We start from the raw sequence: 12,751 nt of genomic DNA, 5'->3' as shown, positions 1-12,751 counted from the left end.
AGATTAAGATCTGAATGTCAGGGACATCACTAGCGGGTGTCCCTAGAATAACAAAATTAAAACTTCGGTCTAAAAACGACTGCTCACAACAATTACAGCTAACGCGATGAAGATGATGTTCACGCCGATTCCCCGATATTCCTTACGTTTAACATGGAAAAGGGCACCACAAAGGACGATCACGGCAAGTCCGGTTGCGGCAATTGGCGCTAATACAGGTGCGATATTCGTCACTTGTGGTATTATGATTCCAAGTGCACCTAATAATTCTGCTAACCCGATAAGGACCACAAACACTTTTGGAACGTCTTTTACCCATCCCCAAGACGCTTTCGCTTTTTCATACTGAAACGCCTTCAACCAGCCTGAGTAAACAAAACCTAGTATTACAACACCTTGTACGACCCATAACGCGATATTCATTAATTATGCCATCCTCCTGATTACTTATTCGTGATCCACTAAAGGTATAATAGTCCCTATGAGGCAACTCAAGGAAGTAGGCACTTTAACTAAACATAGTAAATAAAAAGTTACCTTAATAAAGCAAAGGGTGGTGTGGACAATAAAGTCGTATTGTAAGTTTGAATCAGCGTTGGATATACTAGTTGGGAAATGGAAAGCTATCATTCTGCTTCAACTTATTTCAAACGGCACAATGAGATTTAGCGAGCTTCAAAAATCAATTCCGGACATAAACAAGAAGATGCTTACCCAACAATTAAGAGAACTTGAATATAACGATATCGTACATCGCGAGGTATACAACCAAATACCTCCGAAAGTAGAATATTCAATTTCGGAATACGGCAAAGGTTTAAGTACTGTGCTACAGGTATTAAACGATTGGGGAGTTTCCCATATTGAACATATGAATAAGCTGTATGGAATTGATCAATCAGGGAATTAATCTGGACGGAAACTATAGTAAGCGGAAGCTGTCTGCTTGAGGATAATGAACGCAAAGAGCCTCTATTAAGGTGCCGAAAAAATATGCCATTACTGACAGCGCGGTGAGCCTTACCATAAGTAAACCGAATTATTTTGAACAAAACTCTTATTTGATACTGAATAGCACAATTGAGTTAGGGTGAGACTTAACATAGATATTATTTAAGCAGATCAAAAAGCCGATTCTTCCTTTTGGGAGAATCGATTTTTCGTTAGAGGGGCTTGTTGGAATTACGGGAAAAGAACGACAAAAAGGGCAAGAGGAATTGTCCTTGTTTATCCTATAACATTCAAATTAAATTGAAATAGGGTGGGAGTATGGATAAGGAATATAAATTAGCTAGCCAATTATTAACACTTCTTGATACGGAACAAAGATGGTTTACCTTGGCCGAAGTTGAGAAAAGTCTAGGAATCTCAGATAAAACCATACGTAAGATGGTTGAAGAGATAAGCAAGCAGCTGCCACCTGATATCACCATTGAGGTGACTAGAGGAAAGGGAGTATTTCTTCGACGTGATGGACGAGGGAAGACGATTAGTGAAGTGGTTTCTTTTATGCTCAGGCAAACCACCTTTTATCGGCTGATGAATCTATTGTTTACCACTGACGGACGATTCTCAGTGGAGGAGCTTGCTGGTGAAATGTTTATGAGTACCTCGTCTTTGAAGAAGTTGATTGTAAATTTAAATAATAATGATCTGAAACCGTATAAGCTGCACATTACTTATTCCAGCCCTAAGATCAAAGGGAATGAAATGAATATACGGTATTTTTATTGGAAGCTATATTGTGATGCCTATGACTTTACAGGATGGCCCTTTGAGAATATTAACTTTGCTTATATTAATGAGTTAATCACAAATATAGAGAATGAGAAAAATATAGTTTATTTTATCAATTCCAAAAGGAAATTATCCTTTTTGCTGGCGATTGTAGTCGATAGAGTTACGAGAGGGAAATGTGTAAAAGTCGACGAGGTCAGATATCCCTGGGAAAAAGGGATGTTTTATTTGCCGGTGAAAGCTCTTGCGAAGAGTCTAGAAGAACAGCTTTCTATAGAATTTCCTGAAAGTGAACTATTCTTTATGCAATCAAGAGTGAGACTCAGCCAATACCATTATTACGAAGGATCGGAAATGACACCGATAAAAGAATTCGAATTATACAAGGATAAAGAAGAGTATCAAATGGGTAATCTGCTTTTTACATTACTGGCAAAGGTATATCCGAATATGGATATGGAAGAACGATTTACATTGGAGGTATATGACTTCATTGACAAGCTTTTAATGGATAATGCCATTCCTGAATGGATGATGATTTCAAAAAGCAATTTATCGACATATGTTCAAAAAGAGTGCCAGCAGATATATCAACAATTGCAAGACTGCATGAAAACGTGGAATGAAGCTTATCCCTCTGTCTTGTATAATGATTTCCATTTAACAAAACTAACCTTAATTGTTCGTTCAAGCTTACGTTATAAAAGAAAAAAGGCCTTTTTAGTGATCGGTGAAGAATTTTCAATTCGCCATTACATAGCGGATTTGATTAAAAAGGAAATTGGGGATCAGTTGATCGTTAATACTTCCATTATGAAAGGACTAACCGACGAAATGGTGCAGCAGCATCAAATCGATTTCGTCATTAGTAATTTCCCGGTTTCATTAAAGTCAGTACCTGTTGTTACGATTTCTACGATTCCATCTAAAAGAGATCTGGACAATATTCGTAAAGAATTACTTTTATAATTTGACCAATTATTTTCCGTACCCTACGTAAGATTTTGGTCTAGTTTGCGATGATAAAAAACCTTATGCTCAAAGCAGGTTCTAAACGATAAAGGCTGACCTTCCTTAAGGAAATTCGTTTGGAAAATACTAAAGCATCTATTTTCCCGTCGGTAAATGGAAGCGATTTCGGAAAATCTGAGTGCAGTATTCAGATTATTGGAGGAAACCATATGAGCAGGCATTTAGGTGCAAAAAAAGGAGAAATAGCAGAGCGTGTTTTGCTTCCAGGAGATCCTTTGCGTGCAAAATTTGTAGCAGAGAATTTTTTAGAGGAAGCCTATTGCTATAACGAAGTAAGAGGTATGTATGGATACACTGGGTTATACAAAGGTGTGCCCGTATCGGTTCAAGGGACAGGGATGGGTAACCCATCGATGAGCATATATGCAACGGAACTGATCATCGATTACGAAGTGAAGAAATTGATTCGCATTGGCACATGTGGCGCGATGCAAGAAGAAGTAAATATCCGTGATATTGTATTAGCCCAAGCCGTGTCTTCAGACAGCAATCTGACAGAGAAGATTTTCCATGGCTGCAACTATGCGCCTACGGCGGATTTCTCATTGCTAATGAAAGCATATCAACACACACAAGGTAAGCAAGCGAAAGTCTTTGTTGGCAACATTTATAATTCTGATGAATTTTATCGTGAAACGTTGGATCGACTTCACAAATTTATGGACTTTGGCGTATTAGCAGTAGAAATGGAAAGCACCTCACTCTATACTTTGGCTGCTAAATATGGTGTAAAAGCACTATCCATTTTGACCGTGGGCAGTCAATTATTAACGCAGGAGCACTTAACTCATCAAGAAAGTGAACAGTCCTTTTATGAAATGGTAGAAATAGCTCTTAATACAATCATTGATGGCACTAGTTTATAGGTTTAAGGGTTAGGAAAAGAGAGTGAGAAAGAAATGAGAGTAATTCTGTCCGGATTGCAGTGGATGATTTTTATGATCGCAGGCGCAATTGCTGCACCAATTGCTATCGCAGATTTATATAACTTAACACCCATTGAGACTGCTGGACTCATCCAGAGTACCATTATTACTTTGGGGATAGCGGGCTTTTTACAAGGCCTGATTGGTCATAAACTTCCTATTCATGAAGGTCCGGCAGGGTTATGGTGGAGCATTTTTACCATTTACGCGAGTTTAGTGGGGGTATTATATTCTTCTAACATTGATGCTCTGCAAGCTTTAAGTGGAGGAATGATCATTAGCGGTGTCTTATTTATCCTCATTTCAGCCTTTAAGCTAATGGATAAAATAGCCCGATTATTTACACCAACCATCACTTTTATATATTTATTGTTATTGATCTTTCAATTAAGCGGTTCTTTTATGAAAGGGATGATGGGAATTACATCTAGCCATACGACGTTAGATGTTAAAGTGTTTTTGCTTAGTGTGATTGTGGTTTGCATTACCTTTTGGTTAGGGAGCTGCCGCATCGCGTTACTTCGACAATTTTCGGTGATCATTAGTATATTGTTAGGTTGGCTATTATTTATAGTTTTTGGTAATACACCGGTTTTTTCACAATCAAAAAACCTAGTTAATCTACCCGAAATGTTGCCATTTGGATGGCCGCGATTTGACGGTGGGACCATCACTACAGCGTTGTTATTAACACTGCTGTTAATAACCAATGCGATTGCCTCCATCCGGTTGATGGAAACCGTGATAGAGCAAAAGCAATCCACGGATCATCGCCGTTATTGGCGTGCTGGAATTATATCCGGAATTACACATTTTATTGGCGGCTCTATAGGGGCGATTGGCTCGGTGCCTATTTCGGGAGCAGCGGGATATGTTGAACAGACAGATATGAGAGAGCGTAGGCCGTTCTTAATAGGGTGCAGCTTAGTAATTGTTATATCCTTGTTTCCGCCAATTATGAATGTCATATCCGGCATTCCAGCTCCGATTGGCTATGCTGTTACATTCGTTATTTTTGTGAAGATGGTTGGAATATCGTTGAGGGAATTGCGAAAGGTCATTCATGAAGAGCGACCTTTTATTGTTAGTGGAGTTTCCCTGCTAGTGGGTGTGGGTTTAATGTTTATCCCTTCATCAGCCACAATGCATTTATCTCCAATTCTGATCGCCATTTTAAATAATGGGTTAATATGCGGAAGCCTGTTAGCGATTATTTTGGAACAGGGGTTCATGTGGAGGGAAAAACAGCGGAGTAAGGTAAGACAATAAACAAAAATTTGGAGGGGTAAAGATGCATTATCTCATCTCTGTTGCTGGTCTAATTCTTGTTCTAATACTGGCATGGCTTGCAAGTAATGATAAGAAAAAGATTAAATATCGACCAATTATTGTCATGATTGTGGTTCAGATTGTTTTAGGAATACTTCTACTAAAAACGAGTATAGGGGAATTATTAATTAAGGGCTTTGCCAATAGTTTTGATAAATTACTGGGATATGCAAATGAAGGGATTAACTTTATTTTTGGTGGAATGGCAAACGAAGGGGCACACACATTTTTCCTCTTTGTATTGATGCCTATCGTATTTATGTCAGCAATTATCGGGATTCTGCAACATTATAAAATACTGCCGTTTATTATAAAGTATATTGGCTTGGTCCTAAGTAAAATAAATGGTATGGGGAAATTGGAATCCTATAATGCGGTTGCGGCTGCCATTGTCGGACAAAATGAAGTGTTTATTTCCGTGAAAAACCAACTCGGATTATTATCTAAGCAGCGGCTGTACACATTATGTGCATCAGCAATGTCGACGGTATCCATGTCAATCGTTGGTTCTTATATGACGATGCTGGAGCCTAGATATGTTGTAGCTGCATTAATACTAAACCTATTTGGCGGCTTTATTATTGCATCCATCATCAACCCATATGAGGTTAAACCTGAAGAGGATATTGTTGAAGTTCAGGAACAAGAAAAACAAACGTTTTTCGAAATGCTGGGCGAGTATATCATGGATGGCTTTAAGGTAGCCGTCGTGGTTGGGGTTATGTTGGTTGGTTTCGTTGGGTTGATTGCTTTAATTAACGGCGTCTTCGCTGGAATATTCGGTATCTCGTTCCAAGAAGCATTAGGTTATGTCTTTGCACCAATCGCCTTTGTTATGGGTGTGCCATGGTCTGAGGCTGTTAGTGCAGGCAGTATCATGGCGACCAAATTAGTGGCGAATGAATTTGTGGCTATGCTTGATTTTGTGAAAATTCAAGACGGCTTTAGTGATCGTACGACAGCCATCGTCTCTGTATTTCTAATCTCATTTGCTAACTTTGGGTCCATTGGTACAATCGTGGGTGCCGTAAAAGGCTTGAATGAAAAACAAGGTAATGTGGTTGCTCGATTTGGATTAAAGTTGTTATATGGCGCGACACTTGTAAGCGTTTTATCAGCCATCGTTATCGGAATCATATTTTAGTTGAGTACAGCTAAAATAGAAGGAGCATTAACATGAAACAAACACCTCGGTTTAAGCGGATTATCGTCATCGTTATGGATTCTGTAGGCATCGGTGAAGCTCCGGATGCTGAAAAGTTTGGGGATACAGGATCACATACATTACGGCATATTGCAGAAAAAATGAATGGGCTGCATGTTCCTGTTTTATCTAAGTTAGGGTTAAGCCATATTGACCAAATACCCGGAGTACCCAAAGTAGAGCAGCCTTTAGCTTATTTCACCAAAATGCAGGAGGCTTCGAACGGGAAGGATACAATGACTGGTCACTGGGAGATTATGGGCATGAAAATCGATGTTCCTTTCAAAGTGTTTCCTGAAGGGTTTCCAAATGAATTAATTAACGAATTAGAACAAAAAACGGGGCGAAAGGTTATTGGCAATAAACCAGCTAGCGGTACAGCTATTCTGGATGAACTTGGGCAAGAGCATATGAACACTGGTGCACTCATTGTCTATACTTCAGCAGATTCAGTGATTCAGATTGCGGCTCATGAAGAGGTTGTCCCTGTGGAAGAGCTTTATCAAATCTGTGAGATAGCTAGAGAAATTACGTTACGCGAGGAATACATGTTAGGCAGAGTGATCGCCAGGCCATTCCTCGGAGAGTCTGGAAAATTCAAGAGAACATCGAACCGTCATGATTATGCCTTGAAGCCTTATGGAAGAACCGTGATGAATGAGCTCAAGGATGCTGGGTTCGATGTATTAGCGATTGGCAAAATTTCAGATATATATGATGGTGAAGGTGTCACCAAGTCATTGCGCACAGTATCAAACATGGATGGTATGGATAAACTCATGGAGACCATTCATACTGATTTTGCAGGACTTAGCTTTTTGAATCTTGTTGACTTTGATGCACTTTATGGACATCGTAGAGACCCGATCGGGTATGGGAAAGCGCTAGAAGAATTTGATGCTCGATTAAATGAAGTTCTTGCCGAGCTGAGCGAAGATGATCTTCTCATGATTACAGCAGACCATGGCAATGATCCTGTTCATGTGGGTACAGATCATACCCGTGAATATGTTCCTTTACTCCTCTACAGCAAGAGTTTCACTGAGCAAAGTGAGCTACCTGTAAGTAAGACATTTTCGGATATTGGGGCAACGGTTGCAGATAACTTTGATGTGAAAATGCCGCAGTTTGGACAGAGCCTCTTACAGAAGCTTAAGTAAACTTGATTGAATAGCCAATGTACTGGCTGGTTGAGAAAACGAGGGTCATTAATGTTTGTGAACCTAGAGAAAGTAACGTCATAATGAAAGAAGCCTGCCAAAATGGCAGGCTTTTGGCTTTTTAAGCGATTATATTTATAAGGAATAGCCCATCACTCTTAACAGTAACGTTAATGATAAAATTTGAATGAGTAATAAGTTCGAAATTTGGAGTTATAAGTGGCGATGAACTCCTAATATTTTCGCCTTACTTGTGATATGCTGAACCGTACCATAAGTAGGGGTAAGTATCTGTTGTACAGCACTACGTTTCAAGGGGGCAGTCAATGAACAAAACAGATCGTTTATTAGCCATCGTGCTGGAGCTGCAAGGTAGACAAGTGGTACGTGCCGAAGATTTGGCGGCCCTATTTGAAATTAGCGTGCGGACGATCTATCGTGATATTCAGGCGCTCAGCGAAGCGGGCGTGCCGATTATAGGCACTACAGGCACAGGGTATTCCTTAATGGAGGGATATTTTTTACCGCCGATCAGTTTCACGATAGGGGAAGCCGTGACCTTGCTTATAGGAACGGACTTTATCGAGCAACGATTTGATGATGATTATCGTGACAGAGCTAAAGTAGCTAAGAGGAAAATCGAGGCCATTCTATCAGACAGTGTACGCAATGAGACCTCCCGTATACGCAGGGCGCTGCGATTGCTCGCTCCAGGCAAACAGGCAGCTCCGTCAAATGAAAAGGAAAACCTTGATAAGATTCGCCGAGCGATATTAGATGGACGAAAGATCAGATTTCATTATTCGAAAGGAACTACGGAACCACGGGGAATCGCCATAGCGATCGTACTGTCGCTCCCTATGGCCTCGTACTCGTTGAAGGGTTATGGATGCTCGTGGCGCATTGCGACTTACGCCAAGACATTCGCCATTTCCGTTTATCCCGAATAACCGAACTTGTCGATCTGGAAGATCGATTCGAACCGCCTGCCCATTTTAACTTAAGGGAGTATCACCCTACAGATGATCGGCATCTGCGAGTGCACCTCCGATTTAATCATAATGTCGTAGATAAAGTGAAGGAATCGAATAATCGATTTATTGAGGGTATGGAAGAGAATCAAGATGGATTGGATGTAGTATTACGCGTTCGTCATCTGGACGATTTGATGCAATGGGTTCTGAGCTGGGGAGGGAACGTAAGGGTAGTAGAGCCTGAATCATTCCGAAATCGGATTTACGAGGAAGCCGAAAAAATGCTTAAACGCTACTGACATTACGTTGTCAGTAGCGTTTTTGTATATTAGGTGTATGAGAATAGCGCAGTGTTTTAGAGATAGGGTGACCTTTCTCATAATCTTATTATAGAGGTGGAATTTATTCATGAGTAATATCAAATGGGAAGTGGATCCGGACCACAGCTCCGTCGAATTTTCGGTGACGCATTTAATGATTAATAAAATTAAAGGAGTATTTGAGCGTTTCCAAGCGATTTTAAGTTTTGATCCCAACGAGTTAACAACCATGGGTATCCAGGCTTCCATAGAAGCAAATAGTATCACAACTCGTCAAGCACAACGAGATGAACATTTGAGGAGCGACGACTTTCTTCATGCTGACAAGTATCCAACTATTGCGTTTCAAAGCACCAACTGCGTCTATACTGGCGAAAGGCAGTATGAACTTACGGGCAATCTAACTCTGCATGGAGTAACCAAACCTGTCACTTTTCATACCGTTTTTGAAGGACTAAACAAAGACCCTCGCGGTCGGGAACGTGTAGGCTTTCATTCAACAGCCAGTATTGATCGTAATGAATTTGGTTTGAAATTCAACTCGCCTCTTGAAACGGGTGGAATTATTGTCGGAAATGAAGTGATAATCGAACTTTATATTGAGGCAATTAAAATAAATTAGAGATTCCAAAGACCATCCTTTTATCGGGATGGTCTTTGTTCAAAAGCTGGCCGTTACAGACAAAGCGGGGAACCATGCCATATGTGACGGCGAAAAACTTTGTTGTGGAAAGTTGGAGAGTATTGTAGGAAACTTTATTTCCAAAATTCAGGTGAAAAGTAGGTAGACTCAGGACATGCGATCACTATAATGGAAATAAGATACATATATAGAACCAATCTATTGGATATAAACAAGAATCAGGCTGAGTAAGAAAGCGATTAGAGGAGGCGATCTCGTGGGAAGATCATTTGCGAATTTGCATATTAAGTCGAAAAACCTTGAGAAGACTGTCGATGCATTAAGAGAGCTAAGTGAAGGGTATGCCACAGTATTAGGCGAGCCAAATAATGAGACTCAAGAGATCAAAGTCGTCATGTACATAAGCAAAAGCAATGAAAACTGGATCAGCGTGCTCCACGATTATTTTGTATGGGGTACGGTGAAGGAGGTTGGCAAAACATTGTCCCGGCTTATCGAAGAGCCAGTGATGACCGCCGGATATATGAATGAGGAATTATTCGAGTTGTCGTTTTTCGAGAATGGAGATATTAGGGCCGAAAAAATCTTTTGTGAACAGTGGATGAGGGATGAATATGAACAACTCAAAGAAGAGTGTATTAATGATGACTACCTGCGGATAGCGTTGGATATTCGTAATGAGGATTTTGACGACTTCATTAGCATTACGAGTCCAGTACAAGCCGTAGATAAGCTGTCAGAACTCGTAAAAATGTCTTTATGGAGTGATTCCGAGTGGATACCGCACGAAGAATCTCTCAGAAAACAATTTGGGACATATGAATTTTGAAAAGAATTTTCCATGAAGTAAATTCGACTGCCAACAGCGGCAGACTTAATAGTCCAAATAGGGGGGAGTATTTATGTACATTGTATCTCGGCCAAAACCGCTRTCAGATGGTCAAAACCAAGCACTTGCGAAGGAAGACGCCGCTGTTTATCCACCGGGCTACCTCCGGTTTTTGCGGCGATTTGGCGAAGGGACTTACAGAGGGTGGTTGAATGTCCAACTGCCGGATACGGAGGTGCTTAAACCCTTTGCTGAGTACGGGTTATGGGAGCATGACGAAGACAGCCCCATTACTGAGCAACAGATTGGTGAGTGTACCGTTATAGGCACAACAGTGGACGGTGATTTTCTGGCCGTGCATCCCCAGACGGCTTTACTTCTCTGGCTGCCTCGGCATGCGGAGCACGTTAAGGCGATTTCACTGCAGGAACGGGAGCAGGAAGACGAAGGGATGTACGCCTTGGTGCTGGACGAAATATATCGTCAGGTGTATGGAATTAGTCAAGAGGAGGCTGTCTATTATGAACCGTGGACGGGCACTCGGAGCCATCTCTTTTTACGTTTGCCACAAGGGCAGAACCGACTTTCGTTGCCCGATCTGGCCGGAATGTGCCAAGCAGATTTTCCACCGGATTTGTCCATTGAGACCCCATATGCATGCTTCCTGTTCTACCGGCAACTAGGTGGCTATGTACGATTGAATTATGCCTACCAACAAGAGGTGGCTGTTTTCTATGAACAGGATGTACAACAGGCGTTTGCCGTTATGAAGCAGTGGCTCTTGTCAAAAGGGTGCGAAGCAATTTCAGAAAATAACAGTTGAACTAGGTGTAGGAGCGATTAATGGATGATAAATCTAAAAGATATCGGGAAGTTCGAGGATCTGCCGGAAATCGCGATGCACATTTACAAAGGAAATATTCCTGCTTTGCAAGCTGCAATTACAGCAGGCTGGAATATTGAAGCTGGCATCATACTTAGCAAGCATAACACGTTAAGTCCGCTTGATCTGGCGCTTATATTGCAGCAAATGGATGTTGTAAAGCTGCTGGTAGCGCATGGCGTCAACCTGAATGTCAATCATAATCCGGCCTTTTTGCGAGCAGTTCGCTATTGCAAGGAAGACATCATTCGCTACATTGCAGCGCAAGGAGCCAAGCTGGACAAGCTCAATCAAATCGGGTCTGGCGCTTATTCACAGGCTTACTATGGCAACAAAAACAATATCCGGCTCATTCATGAGCTGGGATTAGATATAAAGTTGCATGGCGGTGCTGTATTGCGTCAAGCTGTATCGAATCATGACTATAAGACACTCACCTATTTGCTCGATCATGGGGTGGACATCAACTATAATAAACCGGATATGGTCTATCCTTATCAAGCGACTCCGTTAACCGTTGCCGCGCGCATGAGTAATTTGGCCATGGTCAAATTTTTGATTGAACACGGTGCGGACGTGACTTTTGCGGAAAAGGACGGTGAGCGCCCGTATACGATTGCGGTCAGCAATAAGAATACAATCTTGGCTGACTATTTGAAATCGCTGGAGCCGGCAGAGCTTCATAATATGGAAAATAAAAAGTTTGAGCTAAAAAAATATAAACTGACCGATGAACTGGTTAGCTTTCTTACTGGAGACAAGCTGCGCCTTGAGCTAGCGCAAAATGAATATAAAATCGGGTATATCGATTTTTTTACATTAACTGATACGATTGAGATGAAAGTTGGCAGGCAAAAGCTGTTGCGTCTGTCAGCCGAGATCGACAATTACTCTGGTCTGCAGCTAGTGTGGAATCCGAAGAAAAAAGGCTTGGTAGGCTGTTATGACGTGGAGCACCAGGAGTATGCGGATTTGTGCAGCTTTACAGAGTTCCTCGTGCAGCCTGAAATGTACCTCATTAAGTTTCTTGAGGGAGAGTTATAGCTATTTGTCACACTAGTAGAAGAGAAAGTGTACAAAGGAGATTAACTTATGAAGGATGCGTTAATGGAAAGATTAAAGAATTTCCTTCATCGGGAGGATAATAGCACACTAGTAGGCATTCCGGCGAGCCAAGAGGAAATTGCTAAGGCACAGCAACGGCTGAATGTAAGCTTTCATGAAGATTACGTACATTTTATAAGGACGTTTGGCGGAGCATATGCAGGTCTTGCGGTACATGCATTCTCTAATGGGTCTAGTCTCGGAAATGAAACGGTTATTGATTTGACGCTGGAGTTTCGAGAGCAATATAAGGAGCTTCCCTGCGCAGAGGTTTTACGAACTAGTTATGTCATTTCTATGGATGGCTCCGGCGACCCGATTATCATCGATCGGTCAGGAAAGGTACTCATCTGTTATCATGATACCGGGGAGATCAAGTTAGTAGCGGATTCATTTGAGTTGCTGGTCGAGGAAAACTTTTATGAGTGGTGATTAGTCCAATTCGGTAGACCCGTTAAGGCGAACCGTAACATAAGTAGGGCAAAACTCTTTCGAGAAGCCTTACGAAGCATAGTAATAGCGCTCGCTGTTTTAAACCTATAGTCTCGAACCACCTGTTTAACTACGAGGGTGGTTCTTTTTTTTGTTTGAGGTGCATCATCATATGCTG

The 12,751-nt window shown here is 41.3% G+C and carries 12 protein-coding genes and 1 pseudogene; 12 read left to right on the top strand and 1 reads right to left on the bottom strand.

Annotation, left to right across the window (positions count from 1 at the left end):
- Nucleotides 1-69 precede the first annotated feature (69 nt).
- Nucleotides 70-423: a DoxX family protein gene (locus tag AC1DM9_RS16885; RefSeq protein WP_477581173.1), complete on the bottom strand. Its 354-nt coding sequence runs from the start codon at nt 421-423 to the stop codon at nt 70-72.
- 130 nt (nt 424-553) lie between these two features.
- On the opposite strand from AC1DM9_RS16885, the gene AC1DM9_RS16880 reads away from it, so the two are divergent.
- From AC1DM9_RS16880 to AC1DM9_RS16825, 12 genes and pseudogenes are all read left to right on the top strand, one after another.
- The gene (locus tag AC1DM9_RS16880; protein ID WP_477581171.1) at nt 554-910 is read left to right on the top strand and encodes a winged helix-turn-helix transcriptional regulator; all 357 of its coding nucleotides are present in this window, start codon (nt 554-556) and stop codon (nt 908-910) included.
- A 359-nt stretch (nt 911-1,269) separates the two neighbouring features.
- Nucleotides 1,270-2,706 (top strand): helix-turn-helix domain-containing protein, encoded by a 1,437-nt coding sequence (locus tag AC1DM9_RS16875; RefSeq protein ID WP_477581170.1) that lies wholly within the window; start codon nt 1,270-1,272, stop codon nt 2,704-2,706.
- 212 nt (nt 2,707-2,918) lie between these two features.
- On the top strand, nt 2,919-3,635 hold the full coding sequence (deoD, locus tag AC1DM9_RS16870; protein ID WP_477581240.1) for a purine-nucleoside phosphorylase: 717 nt from the start codon (nt 2,919-2,921) through the stop codon (nt 3,633-3,635).
- A gap of 33 nt (nt 3,636-3,668) precedes the next feature.
- The gene (locus AC1DM9_RS16865) at nt 3,669-4,964 is read left to right on the top strand and encodes a purine/pyrimidine permease (protein ID WP_477581168.1); all 1,296 of its coding nucleotides are present in this window, start codon (nt 3,669-3,671) and stop codon (nt 4,962-4,964) included.
- Between the two features lie 22 nt (nt 4,965-4,986).
- Nucleotides 4,987-6,168, top strand: a complete 1,182-nt coding sequence (locus AC1DM9_RS16860) for a NupC/NupG family nucleoside CNT transporter (RefSeq protein ID WP_475445258.1) — start codon at nt 4,987-4,989, stop codon at nt 6,166-6,168.
- Nucleotides 6,169-6,200: 32 nt separating this feature from the next.
- On the top strand, nt 6,201-7,388 hold the full coding sequence (gene deoB / locus AC1DM9_RS16855; RefSeq protein ID WP_477581166.1) for a phosphopentomutase: 1,188 nt from the start codon (nt 6,201-6,203) through the stop codon (nt 7,386-7,388).
- Nucleotides 7,389-7,714: 326 nt separating this feature from the next.
- Nucleotides 7,715-8,661 (top strand): annotated as a pseudogene (locus tag AC1DM9_RS16850) (helix-turn-helix transcriptional regulator).
- A 109-nt stretch (nt 8,662-8,770) separates the two neighbouring features.
- Nucleotides 8,771-9,304 (top strand): YceI family protein, encoded by a 534-nt coding sequence (locus tag AC1DM9_RS16845; protein ID WP_477581164.1) that lies wholly within the window; start codon nt 8,771-8,773, stop codon nt 9,302-9,304.
- Nucleotides 9,305-9,581: 277 nt separating this feature from the next.
- Nucleotides 9,582-10,154, top strand: coding sequence for a hypothetical protein (locus AC1DM9_RS16840; protein WP_477581162.1), 573 nt, complete (start codon nt 9,582-9,584; stop codon nt 10,152-10,154).
- A gap of 73 nt (nt 10,155-10,227) precedes the next feature.
- Nucleotides 10,228-10,977: a hypothetical protein gene (locus tag AC1DM9_RS16835; protein WP_477550450.1), complete on the top strand. Its 750-nt coding sequence runs from the start codon at nt 10,228-10,230 to the stop codon at nt 10,975-10,977.
- A 24-nt stretch (nt 10,978-11,001) separates the two neighbouring features.
- A complete protein-coding gene (locus tag AC1DM9_RS16830) occupies nt 11,002-12,081 on the top strand; it encodes an ankyrin repeat domain-containing protein (RefSeq protein WP_477581160.1) in 1,080 nt (359 codons plus the stop codon).
- 48 nt (nt 12,082-12,129) lie between these two features.
- The gene (locus tag AC1DM9_RS16825) at nt 12,130-12,573 is read left to right on the top strand and encodes an SMI1/KNR4 family protein (RefSeq protein WP_477511782.1); all 444 of its coding nucleotides are present in this window, start codon (nt 12,130-12,132) and stop codon (nt 12,571-12,573) included.
- The last annotated feature ends 178 nt before the right edge of the window (nt 12,574-12,751 follow it).

The sequence above is a fragment of the Paenibacillus sp. 01T431 genome, from assembly GCF_056398625.1.
This window is presented reverse-complemented; position numbering and strand designations above follow the sequence as displayed.